The sequence below is a fragment of the Salinibaculum rarum genome, from assembly GCF_030505615.1.
GTDB lineage: Archaea > Halobacteriota > Halobacteria > Halobacteriales > Haloarculaceae > Salinibaculum > Salinibaculum rarum.
This window is the reverse complement of record NZ_CP129992.1, coordinates 2,826,171-2,844,491: the sequence shown is the minus strand read 5'-3', so window position 1 is coordinate 2,844,491 and position 18,321 is coordinate 2,826,171. Positions and strand designations below refer to the sequence as shown.

Sequence of the window (18,321 nt, the reverse complement as noted above, 5' to 3'; positions counted from 1 at the left end):
AAAGATTGTACGCATCGCGCTCGACCGGGTCGCGCTCCGCAGTGTCACTCCGTCCCATCAGAGTGCAGGACGGTTCCGGAACTGTCTGTCGTGTCCTCGTTCCCATCCTCGTCGCGCTTTGCGGTGCGCTCTTCGGTGTCCACATCGGACTGCTGGTCGTCCCCTGCGTCGACTGTCGATTCAGTCACCACTGCGTCGAAGGTTATCTCCTGGTGGGTGTCGATGTCGACCAGGTCCGGTGCTTCTCTCGGGGACTGCTCGCTTTCCGTCTCCGAGTCCGCGTCTGCTGTCGACGCGTCTGTCCCGGAGTCTGCCGTTGTGGTGTCCCCGCTGTTGGCTTCGCCCGTCTCGCGCAACCGCTCGCGCAGTGATTTCATCCCGTCGCGGCGCTGCTCGATTGCCGAGGCATCCTCCGGACGGAACTCGACAGCGAGTTCCGCCGCGCGGTCGATGTGCTCTATCGCGTCGTTACACGCCCTGAGTCCGTTCTTCACGTCCCCGTTTCGCTCCAGTGTGACGCCCTCGTTCCACTTTTCGCGGGCGAGCGTCGAGTGGACGTCGACCAGCCTGTCCGCCGCCGCTCGCATCTCCGCCTGAATCTCGTCTGGATCGCCGGCGAAGCTCCGCCCGTCGCTGCCCCAGTCCAAGGTGAGCACGTTGCCGTAGCGGCGGAACGCGGTTTCCCAGTGGTCGGCGGTGGCACCAGTCTCTGTCGCGTTGGTGGCCTTGATTTTGGCTTCGTGTGCGCGACGAATCGGCTCGGCAGCGACCGCCTCGATTTCCCATTCGAGTCTGTCGATGTCCTCCAGCAACTCCCGCTGTTCCCCGAAGCGGAACGTGTCGCTGCGCTCGATTTCGTCGGCGCGCCCGCTGGCTCGCTCGTAGTACTGCTGGGCCGTCTGGAGTACTTTCCGCGCCTGGCTGTAGTCCTCGTTCTCGATGAGTTGCTGGCCAAGCTCGAGCTGTGACTCCGCACGCTCGATACTGAGTCGCGCGTAGGCCCGTTCGAGCGTCCGGTCCATCTCGGTCAGTTCCGGCGCGAGAACGGCGTCGTCTATCGGCGTCGTCCGCTGGACGGCACCGACGAGCCCGTCGAGCGCCTCACGCTGGTCGGCGTAGACCGCCTCTGCGTCGTCCCACTCCATCTCCGCGGCGTGGTCGCGTATCTGTCCCGCAGTCAGGTCCAGGTCGTTGCGACAGGCCACCAGCCGCGACCGTACGTGACCGACCCACTGGAGGTGGCGGGCGAGGCTGTCGACCCGTCCCGGGTCTGCGTCCGGAAGTGGCACTTCCCAGCGGACGCCGTCTGCCATAGACAGTGTGAGCGTGGCCGGGTCGGCCCCCTCGATTGCGACGGCCGCGAGGTCCGCATACGCCAGCGACCCCGCGTCCGCCCCGAAGTCCCCTCCTGTCTGCTCGCCCGCGACGAACAGTATCCTGCTGTCGGTGGCTATCATCACGACCGGAAAGGACACGTTCCGCTCCGACTCGGCGGCGATGCGTCTGAGTCCGTCTGGGCTCGTAAACGCCGCACGCACCCGCTCGTTATCACCTATGATATTCTCCAAAACTCGGTCGGGAAGTCGGTTCTTCGAACCTCCCGAATTAGGTGATTTGGGCGAGTTTCCGTCGGTATCGGTAATAGCTGATCCCAACTGGATTGTTCTCACAGAAGATAATAAAACGCTCGTTGCAGCCTCTCATCGGGCTGATTTGTTGTCATTTCTACTCTCCGGGTGGCTGTATAGTTCTCCCGCCCGGTCTGCAACTCGCGTGGGGGAGTATGCAATTTGGGTTTTGTTAGACCAATCTAGATTGTTGCGTTCCTGTAGATACTGGCATCAGGGCCGGTTTGGCGACGTTCCTGGGCAAAGGTACTTGTAATATCGTCCCTCAAGCCCGCCAATGGCAGACAACTCCACGGGGGAGTCGGACGTACTACAGAGCAAGCGCGACGCGACGCGGTACCAGATACTCGTCGAGATAGCCGAGCGACAGCCTGCCGTCAGCCAGCAGGAAATCGCCGACGCAATCGGCGTCACGTCCCAGGCAGTCAGCAACTATCTGCAGGAACTCGTCGAACTGTCACACGTCGAGAAGCACGGTCGGGGCCGCTACGAGGTGACCAAGGAGGGAGTCGACTGGCTCATCTCACAGACCGACCAACTCCGTTCGCTCGTCGAACACGTCTCCTCGGACGTTGTCGGTCAGGTAGACGTCGAGAGCGCCCTCGCTACCGGCACAATCACCGAAGGCGACCGCGTCTCCCTGTCGATGCGGGAGGGCTATCTCCACGCGACGCCCGGCGACACGGGGTCGGCGACAGCCGTGGCGGTCACGGATGCGACCGAGGGCCAGGAAGTCGGCGTCACGGACTTCGACGGCGTCGTCGACTACGAACTGGGGGCCGTGACAGTCATCTCCGTCCCGATGGTCCGCAACGGCGGAAGCGACCGTGTCGACACCGATGTTGTCGCCGAATACGCTGCCGACCACGACCTCCTTGCTGTCGCCGGAACCGAGGCAGTCGCCGCCGCTCGCCGCGCCGGACTGACTCCGGACATCGAGTTTGCCACCCCGGATGCCGTCCGCGAGGCAGCGACGAAGGGGCTCGACGTGCTCGTCCTCTCACTCGCTGGCAATCTCTCTGCGCACACTGACAAGCTCCGCGAGGGCTCTATCACCTACGAAGTCGTCGACGCCCAGACGGATTAGTCCGCTGCGAGCACTTTCGTCGTCGTCGCAATCTCGTCGCCGTCAGCCGCACGCGGGAACGACACCGACACCGCGTCCACGCCGTCTATTTCTTCGAAGTCAGCCAGTCGCTCCCGGCACTCTTCGGGATGGCCGGCCGCCGAGAAGGTATCGAGCACCTCGTCGTCGATGGCGTCGATGGCCGCTTCCTTGTCCCCGTTGCCCCAGTGCTGTGCGATAGTGTTTGCCGTCTCTTCGTACCCCTGTCGGGCCATCGCCTCCCGGTAGAAGGTCCCCATCCCGCCGACGTAGAAGGCCAGATGCTCGCGGGACAGGTACCGGGCGCGCTCGCGGTCCTTGAGCGCACAGCAGCCCACAGAGACAGTCACGCGCTGTTCGCTGCGGTCGAACTCACCCATCTCGCTGCCGCGCTCGAAGTCCTCGATGCGGTCGGCCAGCCCCGACGGTGTAAGCATCAGTGCGTGCCAGCCCTGGCCAAAGCGACCGGCCAGTTCGACGGATTTGGGGCCCATCCCCCCGGCGTCGATTGGTGGCGCAGACTCCGGTGGCCCCTGTCGGAGCCGAAAGCCGGCGAGCTGGAAGTACTCGCCGTCGTACTGGACGGTCTCGCCTTCGAGAACCTGCCGGATGACGTCGATGGTCTCGCGGGTCCGCCGGAGCGGGTTCCCGTAGTCGACGCCGTGCCACCCCTCCATCAGGATGGGGCCGCTCGCCCCGAGTCCGAGACGGAATCGGCCGTCTGAGGCCTCTTGGAGCGTCGCTGCGGTCTGTCCGATGAGCGCCGGCGAGCGCGAGTAGACGTTCATGATGGAGGTCCCGATACCGATCTCGTCCGTTCGCTCGGCAATCGTCGTGAGGACGGTCACCGCGTCCCGGCCCCAGGTTTCGGGCAGCCAGACGCGTTCGTACCCCTCCCGTTCGGCGCGAGTACTCATCTCGACGATACTGTCGATAGTCGGTTGGGCGGCGACTGGCAAAAACAGGTCGCGGACGACGTCACTCATACCTCATCTCTCGACCCGGACCGAAATAAAGCTGTGCGCCGGGTCGTTCAGGACCGGTCGCTATCGCTGCCTGCGTTCTCGGCCTCTACCTGCTGTTCTCGTAAGTCCTCGAACGAAACTTGGCCGGCGACGACGCCAACGGTGCCCGCGACAAGCGGATAGACGATTCCGGAGACGAGCGCTTCGAACCTGGCGGGATGGAGGAGTGCCTGTCCCTCCGAGCCAGTCTTGACGAGGAGGAAGGTGCCCCCGAGTGTGACCAGCAGATAGCCGACCGTCAGTGTGACGCCACCGAGTAACCCCTGCACGATGACGGTGTTGGGGTCCCACTCGTCGAGGTCGAAACACCGGTCGCCGTAGACGTAGCCGACGGCGAGGAGTGCAACGACTGGAATCGCCAGGTAGAGCAGTTCCGGGACCGGAAGCCCTGGGTCGACGGCCGTCGACTGTGTGGCGTTGCCGACGAGTTCGCCGTCGATGTACTGTCGCTGTTCTATGGTCTGGGTTCCGGTGACACCGTTTTGCCACCGTTCGGTGATACTGACGAGTTCCTGTTCGCGAACGACGGTCCCGTTCTCGGCGCGTTGTGTGACCTGGCGGGTCCTGTTCAGGCGGAGATACGTCGGCACGTGCAAGACGTTGTAAAAGACGTACCCGACACTCTCCAGTACCGCGCTGGCTCCGCGGTCGAAGTCGACACTCCCGACGCTGGTCAACAGGCCAAAGAGGAGGACGTAACCGCCGAGAAACGACGCGATGCCGCCGACCAGTCCCTGCGCGAGCGGATAGGAGTCGAGTCGCGTCAGCAGTGACTCGGCGCCGTCGCTCGACTCCATCTCGTCGCCCGGCGTGTCGCTGTCGTCGTCTGGCACACCTGTTCAATTCAACGACCGGGAAAAAAGCCTTCTGGTGGGGTCGCTACGCGTCGTCGTCGAACTCCAGTGCCGCGGAGTTGATGCAGTACCGTTTCCCCGTCGGCTCTGGCCCGTCGTCGAAGACGTGCCCGAGGTGCCCCTCACACTGTGCACAGACGACTTCCGTCCGGCGCATTCCGTGGCTCGTGTCGACGCGTGTCTCGACGTTGCCCTCCTGGTAGACGTCCCAGAAACTCGGCCATCCGCTCCCCGAATCGAACTTCTCTTCGGAGTCGAACAGTTCCGCGCCACAGCCGGCACACCGGAAGACGCCGTCGTCTTTCACGTCGAGCAAATCGCCGCTGAAGCGTGGTTCGGTCCCGGCCTCGCGCAGGATGCGGTACTCCTCTTCTGTCAGTAGCTCTCGCCACTCCTCGTCGCTGTCGGGCAACTCGCGGGGTTCGTGTTCGCTCATGACAATTCATACTGGCTGGAGGGGCATAACTGCCCGCCTCACAACTGCTTGCGGACTGCCCGGACGATAGCGTCGACGTCGAACTCGTCGTCGTCCTTGTCGAAGACGGTGGTCCCGTCGACCCGGACCTGGAAGATGCCGTGGTCGCCCATCTCCAGTTCGAACCGGTCGATGTCCCGCTCCAGCCCGGTCAGGATAGCCTGCTGGACGTCAAGCGCCCGGTCGCGGAACCCACACGGCACACAGTACTCGATAGTGACCTCGGTCATGGCCACGGGTAGGGGTGTCGGCCGGAACAATCTACCGGGATGCCTGCTCACGCGGCCCGGCCGACGAGCGCGCGAATCGGGGGTTGCCAGTACAGGAGTCCGACGGTGACGACGAACACGACCGTCGAGAGCAGATACGAGGACTGGGCGGTCGCTGCAGCGAGCGAGCCACCGCCGATACCGGTCACGAGTCCGGCGATGAGCGGGAACGAACAGGAGACACAGGAGAAGATGCCGACGACGCCGCCGAAGATTGCACTCGACGCGTCGAGGGCGGTCTTGTAGACGAGATACGCCAGCGCGACGTAGCCGATGACCTTGTACGGGAGTACGACCAGGTGAAGCAACTCCCCGGTGTAGATGAGCGAGGGGCTCCAGCCCGGCGGGAGCCCGACGAGGTCGATGGTGAACGCGCTCACGTGCGAGTGTGCACTCGTCTGGACGGCGATGACGCCACCGAAGTACGACAACAGGAGGAAGTAGCCGCCGGCGAGTGCCCCCGCGAGGCGGCGTCTGGTCGCCGACGACGGTTTCGGCGTCGTCTGATAGACAGCCCAGCCAGCGACGTTTATCCAGACGAAGGGCACGACAAAGAGCGTCCAGTCGCGGACGAGCACGTCAAACAGGAGGATGTAGCCGACGACGAGCAGGAACTCTGTGGTGACGACGAGCCCAAGCCAGGCGAGGGTCTCACCGTCCGGACGTGCTCTCCTTGCGGCGTCGATGGTACTCATAGGACGAGTGCGTCGACGACGATGGCCACGAGCAGGAGACCGAGGTAGGCGTTCGAGGCGTGGAACGCGCGGAACGCGGCCTGTTCGGTCTGCTCGCGGTGCAGCCGGACTACGGCCCAGAGGAACACCGCTCCGACTATCGCCGTCGTCGACGCGACCAGCCATCCCAGGTCGGTCAGCCCGACGAGTGCGCCAGTCGAGACCAGCGTCGCACCGAGCCACAGCAGGATGTGTTTGCGCGTCGTCGTCTCCCCGCGGACGACGGGCATCATCGGGAACCCGCCGCGAGCGTAGTCGTCCTTGTACGCCAGCGCGAGGTTGTAGAAGTGGGCGGGCGTCCAGGCGAAGATGAGCACTGCCAGCGCGATACCGGGAACGCCGACGTCACCGGTGACTGCGGCCCAGCCGATGAGTGCCGGGAGCGCGCCCGCTGCTCCGCCGATGACTGTGTTCTGGACGGTGTTGGGTTTGAGCACGAGCGTGTAGATGACTGTATAAAACAGGATGGCGACGAGTCCGAGCGCCGCCGTCAGCAGGTTGACCTGCCAGAACACGCCAAGCGAGAGCGCGGCCAGTGCGACGCCGAAGAGCATAGCGTTTCGCTTCGGAATCTGGTGGGTCGCCACCGGCCGGTCGCTGGTCCGGTTCATCCGCTTGTCTTTCTCCCACTCGAGGACGTGGTTGAAGGTCCCACTCGAACCGATAGCGAGGACGCCACCGCCCAGCGTCAACACGATGGTCCGGACCGCCAGTTCGGGACCGGCCGCCAGCGCCATCCCGGCGGCGGCGACCAGACAGAGCAACCACATCAGACGCGGTTTCATCAGCCGGAAGTACGCGAAGCCACGGACCTTCAGCCGGTCGGCGAGCGGGCGCTCGGCCAGTGGCGTCACGGGCGAGTCGTCGGCTGCCGCTCCGACCGGGTCCGGGGCGAGTTCGGGCTGGTCGATGGTGTCGTCGTCGGTGGTTCCGGTTTCGGCTTCGAGATGCCAGGCCAGCGCGACGACGAGCGTGCTGAAGATGCCGACGCCGACGACGAGGTGCGTGCCGGGGAACGGTGCAACACCGGCGGTGGTCGCAAGCAGTGCGCCGACTGCGACCTGGACGGGATACAGCGCGAGCGCGGCCACTGTCGCAATACGGACGCGACGGCTCACGTCCGCTCTGAGGACGGCGATGGCGGCTGCCAGGACGAGCACGCCGACGATGGCCGCGAGTACGCGGTGGCCGACGGCGATGAGCGTCGCCGTCTCGAGTAGCGACCCGTGACAGAGTGGCCACGACGAGCAGGCGCTGGCGGCGTCTGCGACCGACGCGGTCGCCCCGGCGACGACCAGCAGGTAGACGCCGATAGCCGCCGCAGAAAGCAGACCGGCCACACCCGGGCGTCTCCGGCTGGGGAACATACCCTACTGTTCGACGCAGCGCACTTAGATGGTGCGTTTCTCGGCGGCCACGCTGCCCCCGCTCAGTCGTCTGCACTCACCGTCTGGACGAGTTCGCTCTCGACGGCACGCTGGACTGCTGTGGCCGTCCCCTGTCCGGTCGCGTCGACGACGGTGTCGTGGTCGCGAACGGGGGCCCGGAGCGTCTCACTGCCTGGGCCACCGGTGTCGACGACCACGTCGGCCCGGTCGATAGCCGCGACGGCCCGCTGTCTGGTCCCCTCGGGTGGGGACTCGAACGGGGGTGCGGTCAGACACTCGACGTCGAGCTGTCTGGCCGTGTCGGCCGCGACGTCGCCCTCGGTCACGACGCCGACGGTCACGTCAAAGCCCGCCCGCCAGCACTCGCCGACCACCTGCGCGGCGACGTTGCCACCGCCGACGACGTGGACGTGCCCGTCTGTCTCCTCCTGGGCTGTGAGTGCCGCCACGGTCGAGGTTCCGGTCACCGGGTTGCGGGTGACCGCCGTCTGGGTGTCGAAGGCTTCTTCGAGGGATGGGTCGGCGAGCACGGCATCCGGCGGACCACTGGCGCGAATCCCACCGTCCTGCAACAGGACCAGCCGGTCACAGTAGCGAGCGGCCAGGTCCAGGTCGTGGATAGCCGCCACGGCCGCCCGGCCGTCGTCGACCAGTCCGCGCACGATGTCGAGGACCTGTATCTGGTGGTTGATGTCGAGGCTGGCGGTCGGTTCGTCGAGGACGAGCGCGGGCGTCTCCTGGGCGAGAGCGCGCGCGAGGAGCACGCGCTGGCGCTCGCCGCCGCTGAGCTCTTCGACGGTACGGTCCCGGAGGTCGGTGGTCTCGGTCCGGACGAGCGCCTCTTCGACCGGGTCGCCGTGGTCGCTCCAGTCGAGCCGCGACCGGTGGGGGGTCCGCCCCATCTCGACGACCTGCTCTGCGGTAAAGGAAAAGCCGATATGGGTGTCCTGGGGGACCGTCGCAACTCTGCGGCCGACCGCTCGTGATGACAACTCCGAGACTCTCTCATCCTCCAGTGTGACGGTTCCGCTGTCCGGCGAGAGGACGCCGTTTATGGTCCGGAGCAGTGTCGTCTTCCCGGCTCCGTTCGGGCCGACGAGACCGACGAACTCGCCGGGTTCGACCTGGCAAGACACCTCGTCGAGAACGGTCAGGTCACCGAACGCGACGGAGACGTCATCGAGTCGAATCACAGCGCGTGCACCTCCCGTCGACGGAGCAAGTAGAGGAAGAAGGGCGCGCCGAGTGCGGCGGTGACGATGCCGACCGGAAGCGTCGCCGGGCCGGAGCGGGCGACGGTGTCGGTGGCGACGAGGAAGATTGCACCCGCGAGTGCGCTGGTCGGCAACAGGACGCGATGGTCGGGACCGACGACCAGCCGCATCATGTGGGGGACGACCAGTCCGACGAACCCAATAACACCGGCGACGGCGACGGCGGCGGCGGTGATGAAACTGGAGACGCCGAGCAACACGCGCTTGGTCCGCTCGACTTCGATGCCGAGCGCACTGGCGTCTTCCTCGCCGAGCAGGAGGACGTTGAGGTCACGCGCGTACGCGACGAGTACGATAAACGCAAGCGCCGCCATCGGAATCGTCGCCTCGACCTGGCCCCAGGAGCTGTTGTGGAGGTTGCCCATCAGCCAGTACAGCGCCTGTTCGAGGCTCTCGCCGGACTGCAAGAGCAGGTAGGAGACGACGGCGCCGAGAAGCGACTGGACGGCGACGCCCGCGAGCAACAGCGTCGCGACGGGCGTCCGCCCGTCCTCGGTGGCGATGAGGTAGACGGCAAACGCCGTCAGGAGCGCGCCGACGAAGGCGGCAGTCTGGAGGCCGAAAGGAACGGCGAGCGGAAGCGCAATCGTCGCCACCGCGCCGACCGCGGCACCGGAGGAGACGCCGATAATCGAGGGGTCGGCCATCGGGTTCCGGAAGAATCCCTGCATGACCGCGCCGGCAGACGCGAGCGCGAACCCGACGACTGCCGCCAGCGCGATTCGTGGCAACCGGAGTTGCCGGACGATTGTCTCGGCTATCGTCGGCACGGCAAACGAGAACGGGTAGGTGTAGGAAATTGCGGGCACGGGAATCTGGATTCGGGCGCCGGCAACGGTGACCACTCCCTCCGAGAGGCCGAGGCCGGTCGGAATCCCGATGGCGTTGAGACACGCCTTTGCGACGGCGAACAGTCCGAGGTCGACGGGGCCGACGGTAGCGCTGGCAAGCATCGTCAGACAGAGGACTGTCACCAGTCCCGCCGACCAGAGTGTAGTGCGCGTCCGGACCGTCATCTCTCATCAACTCGATTTGCGGTATGGAAATACTTGTTGCCTCTTCGAAAGTTGCGTTTCGGTATCGAAACGGCGATTGTTCCAACGCAAGTCGAATTGAATTAGTCACATACTTGTTTCCACCGGATGAGTAGTGGGATATGCACAGACAAGTCGTTACGGCAGTCGTCGCCGTGACAGTACTTCTCGCGTCGTTCAGCGGGGTTGCAGTGGGACAGGCACCGCAGGTCACAGCGCAGTCCGACGGGGCAGTCGACTGCGAGTATCCGGTATCGGCGACCGACGCGACAGGAGCCGAAGTAACGGTCGACGAAGAGCCAGACCGTGTCGTGGTTATCGGGCCGAGCGCGGCCCAGGTGATGTGGGAAATCGGCGCCCAGGACAAGGTCGTCGGGATGCCGGTCGGCCAGTACACCTCGTATCTGGAGGGGTCCGAATCCAAGACCAACGTCGTCGACAACCGATTGCAGCCAGTCCGTGAGAAGGTCGTCGGGCTGAACCCCGACCTCGTCCTCGCACCGAACATCGTCAACAACGAGACGGTCAACAATCTCCGGGACGCAGGGCTGACCGTCTACCGCTTCGAGGCCGCGACCTCCTTCGACGACGTCACCGCCAAGACCGAACTGACCGGCCGACTCGTCGGCGAGTTCGAATCCGCTGCGCAGGTGTCCGCAGAGACACAGGCCACTGTCGACGCCGTCAGGGCTGGCGTCGACGGCGAGGAGCGCCCGCGGGTCTACTACCCGCTCGGTGACGGCTACACGGCCGGGAACAACACGTTCATCAACGACATCATCAACTCGGCCGGCGGGGACAACATCGCAGCCGACGTCATCGACGGCTACGTCCCGCCGATTAGCGCCGAGGTCGTCGCAGACCGGGACCCACAGTGGCTCGTCGTGCAGGAGGGGTCCCCGGTCCCGTCGAACGAGGCAGTCAACGGTTCCACCGCAGTCCGGGAAAACCAGATTGTCCGGGTCAACGGCAACTACATCAACCAACCCGGCCCGCGCACGACGCTGGTTTTGCGGACTCTCGCCGAGGCGTTCCACCCTGACGCCTACGAGCAAATCGACTTCGAGAACGTCGAGACGCCCGACCCGACGACATGCGGAGCCGACGAGACGCCCGACTCCGAGTCGGCCAGTGCGAACGGGCCAGGCTTCGGCGTCGGGGTCGCGGTGATTGCCATGCTCGTGGCTGGACTGCTCGCGGGCCGTCGGTCCTGACGGGTACAGGACGCGTTTGGAGTCGTTTTTCGGCCGCTCGGGACAGCGCCATGCCTGAAAGACAGTAGCTATTTATGCGGCAAATCCTAATCCTGGCCTACGCATGAATCAGCGACGTGTCGGGCTTGCCACGCTCCTTGGCGTGCTTTTCCTCGCGTTCGTCGTCGACCCTGCGGCGGCCCAGTCGACGGCCGACACGACGACCGAGGAGCTCATCTGGGGCATCAACAGCTGGCTGCTGTTTCTGGCAATCCCAATTGCGGTGCTCGTCGAGGGCATCCTCATCTATACGGTCTGGAAGTATCGCAAACAGGACGAACCGCTCCCGACCAGAGAGAACCGCCGTCTGGAAATCACCTGGACGGTCGCTACCGCTATCATCCTGGTCGCAGTCGGCATCGGCTCGTACACCGTCCTCGCGGACCCGTTCGTGACCGCAAGTTCCAATCAGGAACTCGAAACCGAACAGGACCCCATCGAGATTCAGGTGACCGCACAGAAGTACGCCTGGACGTACACGTACCCCAACGAGACTGTCGGCGAAGTCGTCGACGAGCGTAACCTGGGTGAGAACGCAACGGTCTCAGAGGTGCAGTACACGCAGGCCGGTACCGACGGGCAGGGCCTGATGATACCGACCGACCGGCCCGTCCGATTTAACATCACGTCGACCGACTGGCTCCACGCGTTCCACGTCCCGCAACTCGGCCTGAAATCCGACGCCTTCCCGGGCACGTACAACACGCTCATCACGCAGGCAAACAACGAAGGCGAGTACCAGCTGTACTGCGCCGAGTACTGTGGCGTGGGTCACTCCGGGATGCTCGGGACCGTCGAAGTCACGAGTCAAGAAGAGTTCGAGCAGTTCCTGACCGAACAGACCAACGAAAGCGCCAACTGACGAAGTCGGAGACTACTTGTTTTCACTCGCGATTCCTCTTCTATGACCAGTACCTACGAGACAGTCGAAATCGGTGCGACAGAGACCTTCGGGTCCTACGACGTTACCGCCGAGGAAATCGTCGCCTTCGCCGAGCAGTACGACCCACAGCCGTTCCACGTCGACCCGGCGGTTGCAGAAGATTCGATGTTCGGTGAACTGGTCGCGAGCGGGTGGCACACCGCCGCGATGACGATGCGGATGCTCGTCGACAACCAGCTCAACGACTCGGCGGCGATGGGCTCTCCGGGGCTCGAAGAACTCCGCTGGCGCCATCCCGTCCGGCCGGGTGATGTCCTCTCTGTCGAGACCGAACACGTCGACAAGGAACCGTGGGACGACGACCGGGGGATGGTCACGACCAAAATCACGACGCGCAACCAGGACGACGACCCGGTGATGGTGATGACGGCCAACGTGCTGTACGGGCGGTCGTAACCGCTGGGTCAGTCCACGCCGAGGGGCCGAACGTGTTCCCGTCAGCCGGTGGGATTCGAACGGTGAGTGACAGAACCGGCAGAAATCGGGCCATCGAGGGGGGAATTGCAGCCGCGTGTAGAAACTACTATTTGTGCCCACGCCAACGACCCGATATATGAGTCAGACGTACGACCGAGGCACCGTCGAAGACTTCGGACGGTGGCGGGAGTTTTCCGCCGGCATGTGGGCCTGGATCTTCCACAAGTTCACCGGCTGGGTACTCGTCGGTTACCTCTTTACACACATCGCAGTGTTGAGCACAGCAACTGGCGGCGCTGAACTGTACACGGGCACGCTGCAGGGACTCGAGGAACTGCTCGTCGTGCGATTCCTTGAGGTTGGCCTGCTCGCCGTCGCCGTGTTCCACATCCTGAACGGCATCCGACTGCTGTTCGTGGACCTTGGCGTCGGCCTCGAAGTGCAGGACAAGAGCTTCTACGCGTCGCTGGTCCTGACCGGTGCAATCGCCGTCGCAAGCGTCCCAACCTTCCTCGGGGGGAAGCTCCTGTAACAATGGCTGAACACTACTCCTCCTTCGACCGTGGTGGGCGCCGCTGGCTCTTCCAGCGGATTACTGCCGTGTTCCTCATCGGCGTGCTCGCCTTCCACTTTTTCCTGTTGCACTTCGTGAACCACGCGGACCAGATTACGTTCCTGGGCACGCAGGCACGGATGAGCCAGGTGGGCTACTTCGCGACGATGTGGCTGTTCCTCGTGACCGCCACGTTCCACGGCGTCAACGGCGTCTACAACGCCCTGGTCAACATGGGCCTGAAAGGCTCCCAGCGGAAGGCTGTCGGTGGCGTTCTGGCACTGGCTGGTCTCCTGCTGGTCGTCCAGGGGACCCGCGTCGCAATCGCAATGACAAACCTTATCTAAACTATGAGTACGCAACTCGACACTCAGGAAACCGAAGAAGAGGGCGAGATCGAGCAGACCCCGGGCGAGAAGCGTCGGGAAATCAAGCGCCAGCGTGCAGACGCACGCGCAGAGCGCGTCGAAGCCGAACTCGACGAGGCCGAACACACCCGTCGACTGAAGATTTTCCGCTACGACCCCGAAGTCGAAGGGAAAGAAGAGCCGCGCTTCGACGATTTCATCGTCCCGTTCCACAAGGGAATGACCATCCTCGACGCGCTCATCTACGCGCGTGACCACTACGATTCGACGCTGACCTTCCGCCACTCCTGTCGGCAGGCCGTCTGTGGGTCAGACGCGCTGTTCGTCAACGGCAAGCAGCGTCTGGGCTGTAAGACCCAACTCGCCGACCTCGAAGACCCAATCCGCATCGAGCCACTTCCCCACCAGGAAGTCGTCAAAGACCTGGTCGTCGACATGCAGCACTTCTACGACCAGATGGACGCGGTCGAACCGTACTTCGACGCCGACGAACTCCCCGACGAGGAACTCACAGAGCAACACCAGACCCCGGAGAACCGCGAGTACGTCAAGATGGCAACTCGCTGTATCTGGTGTGGTGCCTGCATGTCCTCGTGTAATATCGCCGCCGGCGACAACGAGTATCTCGGTCCGGCAGCCATCAACAAGGCCTACCGCTTTGCGATGGACGAACGCGAGGGCGAGGACCGCAAGCAAGAGCGTCTGCGCATCATCGAACAGGAACACGGCGTCTGGCGGTGCCAGACCCAGTTCTCCTGTACCGAAGTCTGTCCGAAGGACATCCCGCTGACCGAGCACATCCAGGAGCTCAAGCGGGAGTCGGTCAAGAACAACCTGAAGTTCTGGTAACTACGGCCGCGTTTCGACGTTTTCTCTGGAGTACGTTGCCCGATAGCCCATGCGCCGACCGACGGGCGCGAGCAACGACGACACGGTCCGCTGGACGCCGACCGGGACGACAGTCGGGTAGGCCGTTTCCTGCGGATAGGCGTCAATCCACACTGCGATTTGCAGGGGATTTGGCACCCCTTCCGCGTTCGTTTCCCCGGCCTGTGCCAGCGCGTACACGCTTTCGGCCCACTCCTCGCTTTGAAACGCCGGGCGACGCTCCCAGACGACCCGAATCGGCTCGTCGGTCGGATTGTGGTGTTGGTGGGGCACGTCTCTCGGCAGCGAAATCTCGTCTCCTTCCTCCAAGAACTGCTCCTCGCCATCGATAGTGACCCGTAGTTCGCCCGAAAGTACCTCCCATCGCTCCTCTTGGTCGGGGTGGATGTGCTCGAAGTCGTTGTCGAGACCCCACGGCTCGTGAGTGAGTTCGTCTGCGGCCGGACTGTCGACTGAATCGGGGTATATCGTGCTCTCGAACTGTACGAACTCCCCGTCCGTCTCGTGTCCGCTCTTTCTGACGACGTGTGGATTCGCAGCGGCAATTTCCTGTTGGTCCACAGTCATATCCCATGCTGTCGTCCACAACCATTTATAAGTTTGGCAATCGTTCACACGCCGCCCTGTTCAGTGACTCTCCGTTCTCGTCACAATAGCGTGGCGGACCGCAGTTGTGGGTTGGTGATACCGACACGAGCGCGTAGGCACGCACACACGACGCAAGAATTTACTACACACAGTCCTGAGAGCGACGTACGCCCGGCGGACGGCCCGGCCGTCAACCGGAACCATTAGAACGCTACAGTCAACCTTTCAACTATGTACGAACACGACGTTATCGTGGTCGGCGCTGGCGGCGCTGGCCTTCGAGCGGCGATTGCAGCGCACGAGGAAGGAGCCGATGTCGCGCTGGTGACGAAGCTCCACCCGGTGCGCAGTCACACAGGCGCGGCAGAGGGCGGTATCAACGCCGCGCTCCACGAAGAGGACTCCTGGGACCTCCACGCGTACGACACGATGAAAGGGGCCGACTACCTCAGCGACGCCCCCGCAGTCGACACGTTCGCACAGACGGCTCCAGACGAGGTCATCCAACTCGAACACTGGGGGATGCCGTTCTCGCGCGAGGAGGACGGAAAAGTCTCTCAGCGACCGTTCGGCGGCCTCTCTTTCCCCCGGACGACCTACGCGGGCGCGGAGACGGGTCACCACTTGCTGCACACGATGTACGAGCAGGTCGTCAAGCGAGGCATCGAGGTGTACGACGAGTGGCACGTCACGAACCTCGCTGTCACCGACCACGACGACCCCGAAGACCGGACGTGTCACGGCTGTGTCGCCTACGACATCAAGTCCGGCGAAGTCGCCGGCTTCCACGCGCCAGACGGCGTCATCCTCGCCACCGGCGGTCTGGGGCAGGTCTTCAGCCACACCACCAACGCCGTCGCGAACACCGGCGACGGGCAGGCGATGGCCTACCGCGCCGGCGTCCCAATCGAGGACATGGAGTTCGTCCAGTTCCACCCCACAACGCTCCCTTCGACGGGTGTCCTCATCTCCGAGGGTGTCCGTGGCGAAGGTGGCATCCTCTACAACGACGACGAGGAGCGCCTGATGTTCGAGTACGGCTACGCGAACAACGACGGCGAACTCGCCTCGCGCGACGTGGTCTCGCGGGCGGAACTGACCGAAGTCAACGAGGGTCGAGGTATCGACGACGAGTACGTCCACCTCGACATGCGCCACCTCGGTGAGGAGCGCATTCTCGACCGTCTCGAAAACATCCTCCACCTCGCGGAGGACTTCGAGGGCGTCGACGGCCTCGACGAGCCGATGCCGGTCAAGCCCGGCCAGCACTACGAGATGGGCGGCATCGAGACCGACGAGAATGGCGAGACCTGCATCGACGGCCTGTACGCCGCCGGCGAGTGTGCCTGTGTCTCCATGCACGGCGCGAACCGCCTCGGCGGGAACGCCCTGCCGGAACTGCTCGTGTTCGGTGCGCGAGCGGGCCACCACGCTGCCGGCAAGGACATGGCCGACGCGGAGGTTCCGATCGGTCCCTCCGCCGAATCCGAGGACGGCGAAGTCGACACCCCGGTGACCCCGGGCGCTATCAGTGGCAGCGACGAGGACGCAGTCGCCGACGGCGGTGCGATGGCCGACCCCGAAGCAGTTATCGAGGATACGGTCGCGCAGGAGAAAGAGCGCATCGAGACACTCCTGGAACGCGACGGCATCAACCACGCGGACGTCCGCGAGGACATCCAGGAGTCGATGACCCAGAACGTCAACGTGTTCCGCGAGGAGAGCAACCTCAAGGACGCACTGGAAGACATCCGTGAGGGACGCGAGCGCTACCAGCACGTCGGCGTCTCCGACCCCTCCCGGACGTTCAACACGGACCTCCTCCACACGATGGAGACCCGGAACATCCTCGACCTCGCAGAGGCAATCACCCTCGGCGCACTGGCCCGCGAGGAGTTCCGTGGTGCCCACTGGCGCAAACAGCACCAGGAGCGGAAAGACGAGGAGTGGCTCAAGCACACGATGATCCAGTGGAACGACGGCACGCCGAACCTCTACTACAAGCCCGTCATCCTCGAAGGCAAAGAACAGACCTACGAGCCCAAAGAGCGCAGCTACTAACTACCTGACTCCTTTCTTGGGTTTCCACTCCGCCAGCGGTGCGTTCCTCGCTCCCTCTCGGGACCTCAGCGCCGGTCTGTTTTATACTCTCTCGGGTCCGATACGTGGATGATGCTGCTCTCCGGGACAGTCGTCGCGGACAGTTCGACCGTCGTCACGGACGGCGCAGTCGTCACCGCTGGCGACGAAATCGTCTTCGTCGGCGACCGGACTGACGCACTCGAACACTATCCCGACCACGAGCGCCGGTCGTTCGACGTCGTCGCACCGGGCCTCGTCGGCGCGCACGTCCACAGCGTCCAGAGTCTCGGCCGCGGTCTCGCCGACGACGCGCCCCTGCTCGAGTGGCTGTTCGAGCACGTCCTGCCGATGGAGGCCGCGATGGACCGGGAGACGATGGGCGTCGCCGCGAAGCTCGGGTACCTGGAGTGTATCGAGAGTGGAACGACCACGGTCGTCGACCACCTCTCTGTCCGCCACGCCGACGCGGCCTTCGAGGCTGCCGGCGACCTGGGTATCCGTGGCGTGCTCGGGAAAGTGCTGATGGACCGGGACGCTCCCGACGGTCTGCTGGAGGACGCCGAGGCAGGGCTGACCGAATCGGCCCGACTCATCCGGGAGTACCACGGGGCGTTCGACGACCGGATTCGCTACGCGGTCACGCCGCGGTTTGCAGTCTCATGCTCGGAGGCGTGTCTCCGCGGTGTGCGCGACCTCGCGGACAGCCACGAAGGCGTGCGCATCCACACCCACGCCAGCGAGACCCGCGACGAGGTGGCGACCGTCCGCGAGCGCACTGGAATGGGAAACATTCGCTGGCTGGACGAGGTGGGTCTGACCGGCGAGGACGTCCTCCTCGCACACTGTGTCTGGACCGACGAGCGCGAACGCGAGATTCTCGCGGAGACGGGGACGAACGTCGTTCACTGTCCGTCCTCGAATATGAAACTGGCAAGCGGCGTCGCGCCGATTCCCGACTATCTCGACCGCGGGATTACTGTCGCCCTGGGCAACGACGGGCCGCCCTGTAACAACACGCTCGACCCCTTTACCGAGATGCGACAGGGGAGTCTGCTGGCGAAAGTCGACTCGGAAGACGCGACGGCCCTGCCCGCCGAAACCGTCTTCGAGATGGCGACGGTCGACGGGGCACGCGCGGCCGGCTTCGACCGCCTCGGCGCGCTCCGAGAAGGGTGGCGTGCGGACGTCATCGGCCTCTCGACGGACGCGGCCCGGTCGGTCCCTGTCCACGACCCGCTCTCGGCGCTGGTCTATGCCACCCACGGCGACGACGTCGTGTTCACGATGGTCGACGGGAACGTCCTCCAGGATGACGGCGAGATTCGGTGCTGTGACGCCGACGCTGTTCGCGAGCGCGCCCGAGAACTCGCGACGCAGTTCGCTCCGGAGTAGCCACTCTTTGCGAAGTGGTCGCCAGGAAGTGGAACCTCGACAAAACAGCGC

Annotated in this window: 19 protein-coding genes; 9 read left to right on the top strand and 10 right to left on the bottom strand. The window is 64.4% G+C overall.

Annotated features, from left to right (window positions below; translation table 11 throughout):
- Window positions 1-44: 44 nt before the first annotated feature.
- Window positions 45-1,568: a hypothetical protein gene (locus QYL91_RS14785; protein WP_302081259.1), complete on the bottom strand. Its 1,524-nt coding sequence runs from the start codon at window positions 1,566-1,568 to the stop codon at window positions 45-47.
- A gap of 337 nt (window positions 1,569-1,905) precedes the next feature.
- Between QYL91_RS14785 and QYL91_RS14780 the strand changes: the two genes are divergently transcribed.
- On the top strand, window positions 1,906-2,715 hold the full coding sequence (locus QYL91_RS14780) for a DUF7839 domain-containing protein (RefSeq protein WP_302081258.1): 810 nt from the start codon (window positions 1,906-1,908) through the stop codon (window positions 2,713-2,715).
- Here the strand turns inward: QYL91_RS14780 and QYL91_RS14775 are convergent.
- From QYL91_RS14775 to btuC, 8 genes are all read right to left on the bottom strand, one after another.
- Window positions 2,712-3,719 carry a TIGR04024 family LLM class F420-dependent oxidoreductase gene (locus tag QYL91_RS14775; protein ID WP_302081257.1) on the bottom strand — a complete coding sequence of 336 codons (1,008 nt, stop codon included), beginning with the start codon at window positions 3,717-3,719 and terminating at the stop codon, window positions 2,712-2,714. The genes QYL91_RS14780 and QYL91_RS14775 overlap by 4 nt on opposite strands.
- Window positions 3,720-3,766: 47 nt before the next feature.
- Window positions 3,767-4,591 (bottom strand): DUF7978 family protein, encoded by an 825-nt coding sequence (locus QYL91_RS14770; RefSeq protein ID WP_302081256.1) that lies wholly within the window; start codon window positions 4,589-4,591, stop codon window positions 3,767-3,769.
- A 46-nt stretch (window positions 4,592-4,637) separates the two neighbouring features.
- Window positions 4,638-5,048: a peptide-methionine (R)-S-oxide reductase MsrB gene (gene msrB, locus QYL91_RS14765; RefSeq protein ID WP_302081255.1), complete on the bottom strand. Its 411-nt coding sequence runs from the start codon at window positions 5,046-5,048 to the stop codon at window positions 4,638-4,640.
- A 38-nt stretch (window positions 5,049-5,086) separates the two neighbouring features.
- Window positions 5,087-5,317 (bottom strand): Rdx family protein, encoded by a 231-nt coding sequence (locus QYL91_RS14760; protein WP_302081254.1) that lies wholly within the window; start codon window positions 5,315-5,317, stop codon window positions 5,087-5,089.
- A 47-nt stretch (window positions 5,318-5,364) separates the two neighbouring features.
- On the bottom strand, window positions 5,365-6,051 hold the full coding sequence (locus QYL91_RS14755) for a DUF7546 family protein (RefSeq protein ID WP_302081253.1): 687 nt from the start codon (window positions 6,049-6,051) through the stop codon (window positions 5,365-5,367).
- Window positions 6,048-7,457: a heme o synthase gene (gene cyoE / locus QYL91_RS14750; RefSeq protein WP_302081252.1), complete on the bottom strand. Its 1,410-nt coding sequence runs from the start codon at window positions 7,455-7,457 to the stop codon at window positions 6,048-6,050. The genes QYL91_RS14755 and cyoE overlap by 4 nt, the downstream gene beginning before the upstream one ends.
- Before the next feature lie 62 nt (window positions 7,458-7,519).
- On the bottom strand, window positions 7,520-8,671 hold the full coding sequence (locus QYL91_RS14745; protein ID WP_302081251.1) for an ATP-binding cassette domain-containing protein: 1,152 nt from the start codon (window positions 8,669-8,671) through the stop codon (window positions 7,520-7,522).
- A complete protein-coding gene (gene btuC / locus QYL91_RS14740) occupies window positions 8,668-9,768 on the bottom strand; it encodes a vitamin B12 ABC transporter permease BtuC (protein ID WP_302081250.1) in 1,101 nt (366 codons plus the stop codon). The genes QYL91_RS14745 and btuC overlap by 4 nt, the downstream gene beginning before the upstream one ends.
- A 140-nt stretch (window positions 9,769-9,908) precedes the next feature.
- Between btuC and QYL91_RS14735 the strand changes: the two genes are divergently transcribed.
- From QYL91_RS14735 to QYL91_RS14710, 6 genes are all read left to right on the top strand, one after another.
- A complete protein-coding gene (locus QYL91_RS14735; RefSeq protein WP_302081249.1) occupies window positions 9,909-11,000 on the top strand; it encodes a PGF-CTERM-anchored ABC transporter substrate-binding protein in 1,092 nt (363 codons plus the stop codon).
- A gap of 103 nt (window positions 11,001-11,103) precedes the next feature.
- A complete protein-coding gene (coxB, locus tag QYL91_RS14730; protein ID WP_302081248.1) occupies window positions 11,104-11,901 on the top strand; it encodes a cytochrome c oxidase subunit II in 798 nt (265 codons plus the stop codon).
- 42 nt (window positions 11,902-11,943) lie between these two features.
- Complete coding sequence (locus tag QYL91_RS14725) at window positions 11,944-12,378, top strand: MaoC family dehydratase (RefSeq protein WP_302081247.1); 435 nt, start codon at window positions 11,944-11,946, stop codon at window positions 12,376-12,378.
- A 157-nt stretch (window positions 12,379-12,535) separates the two neighbouring features.
- Window positions 12,536-12,931, top strand: coding sequence for a succinate dehydrogenase, cytochrome b556 subunit (gene sdhC / locus QYL91_RS14720; protein WP_302081246.1), 396 nt, complete (start codon window positions 12,536-12,538; stop codon window positions 12,929-12,931).
- Between the two features lie 2 nt (window positions 12,932-12,933).
- Window positions 12,934-13,299, top strand: a complete 366-nt coding sequence (locus tag QYL91_RS14715; RefSeq protein WP_302081245.1) for a succinate dehydrogenase hydrophobic membrane anchor subunit — start codon at window positions 12,934-12,936, stop codon at window positions 13,297-13,299.
- Window positions 13,300-13,302: 3 nt separating this feature from the next.
- The gene (locus QYL91_RS14710) at window positions 13,303-14,169 is read left to right on the top strand and encodes a succinate dehydrogenase/fumarate reductase iron-sulfur subunit (RefSeq protein ID WP_302081244.1); all 867 of its coding nucleotides are present in this window, start codon (window positions 13,303-13,305) and stop codon (window positions 14,167-14,169) included.
- Here QYL91_RS14710 and QYL91_RS14705 read toward each other — a convergent pair whose 3' ends face one another.
- The gene (locus QYL91_RS14705) at window positions 14,170-14,775 is read right to left on the bottom strand and encodes a cupin domain-containing protein (protein WP_302081243.1); all 606 of its coding nucleotides are present in this window, start codon (window positions 14,773-14,775) and stop codon (window positions 14,170-14,172) included.
- 252 nt (window positions 14,776-15,027) lie between these two features.
- On the opposite strand from QYL91_RS14705, the gene QYL91_RS14700 reads away from it, so the two are divergent.
- A complete protein-coding gene (locus QYL91_RS14700) occupies window positions 15,028-16,857 on the top strand; it encodes an FAD-binding protein (RefSeq protein WP_302081242.1) in 1,830 nt (609 codons plus the stop codon).
- Between the two features lie 111 nt (window positions 16,858-16,968).
- The gene (locus tag QYL91_RS14695; protein ID WP_302082879.1) at window positions 16,969-18,270 is read left to right on the top strand and encodes a 5'-deoxyadenosine deaminase; all 1,302 of its coding nucleotides are present in this window, start codon (window positions 16,969-16,971) and stop codon (window positions 18,268-18,270) included.
- Window positions 18,271-18,321 lie beyond the last annotated feature (51 nt).

What these genes read in the sequence shown, in the direction of transcription:
- btuC (WP_302081250.1), bottom strand. Translation starts at nt 9,768, where the DNA reads ATGACGGTCCGGACGCGCACTACACTCTGGTCGGCGGGACTGGTGACA.
- QYL91_RS14715 (WP_302081245.1), top strand. Translation starts at nt 12,934, where the DNA reads ATGGCTGAACACTACTCCTCCTTCGACCGTGGTGGGCGCCGCTGGCTC.
- QYL91_RS14735 (WP_302081249.1), top strand. Translation starts at nt 9,909, where the DNA reads ATGCACAGACAAGTCGTTACGGCAGTCGTCGCCGTGACAGTACTTCTC.
- QYL91_RS14695 (WP_302082879.1), top strand. Translation starts at nt 16,969, where the DNA reads ATGCTGCTCTCCGGGACAGTCGTCGCGGACAGTTCGACCGTCGTCACG.
- QYL91_RS14725 (WP_302081247.1), top strand. Translation starts at nt 11,944, where the DNA reads ATGACCAGTACCTACGAGACAGTCGAAATCGGTGCGACAGAGACCTTC.
- QYL91_RS14755 (WP_302081253.1), bottom strand. Translation starts at nt 6,051, where the DNA reads ATGAGTACCATCGACGCCGCAAGGAGAGCACGTCCGGACGGTGAGACC.
- msrB (WP_302081255.1), bottom strand. Translation starts at nt 5,048, where the DNA reads ATGAGCGAACACGAACCCCGCGAGTTGCCCGACAGCGACGAGGAGTGG.
- QYL91_RS14700 (WP_302081242.1), top strand. Translation starts at nt 15,028, where the DNA reads ATGTACGAACACGACGTTATCGTGGTCGGCGCTGGCGGCGCTGGCCTT.
- QYL91_RS14775 (WP_302081257.1), bottom strand. Translation starts at nt 3,719, where the DNA reads ATGAGTGACGTCGTCCGCGACCTGTTTTTGCCAGTCGCCGCCCAACCG.
- QYL91_RS14760 (WP_302081254.1), bottom strand. Translation starts at nt 5,317, where the DNA reads ATGACCGAGGTCACTATCGAGTACTGTGTGCCGTGTGGGTTCCGCGAC.
- QYL91_RS14705 (WP_302081243.1), bottom strand. Translation starts at nt 14,775, where the DNA reads ATGACTGTGGACCAACAGGAAATTGCCGCTGCGAATCCACACGTCGTC.
- coxB (WP_302081248.1), top strand. Translation starts at nt 11,104, where the DNA reads ATGAATCAGCGACGTGTCGGGCTTGCCACGCTCCTTGGCGTGCTTTTC.
- sdhC (WP_302081246.1), top strand. Translation starts at nt 12,536, where the DNA reads ATGAGTCAGACGTACGACCGAGGCACCGTCGAAGACTTCGGACGGTGG.
- cyoE (WP_302081252.1), bottom strand. Translation starts at nt 7,457, where the DNA reads ATGTTCCCCAGCCGGAGACGCCCGGGTGTGGCCGGTCTGCTTTCTGCG.
- QYL91_RS14710 (WP_302081244.1), top strand. Translation starts at nt 13,303, where the DNA reads ATGAGTACGCAACTCGACACTCAGGAAACCGAAGAAGAGGGCGAGATC.
- QYL91_RS14780 (WP_302081258.1), top strand. Translation starts at nt 1,906, where the DNA reads ATGGCAGACAACTCCACGGGGGAGTCGGACGTACTACAGAGCAAGCGC.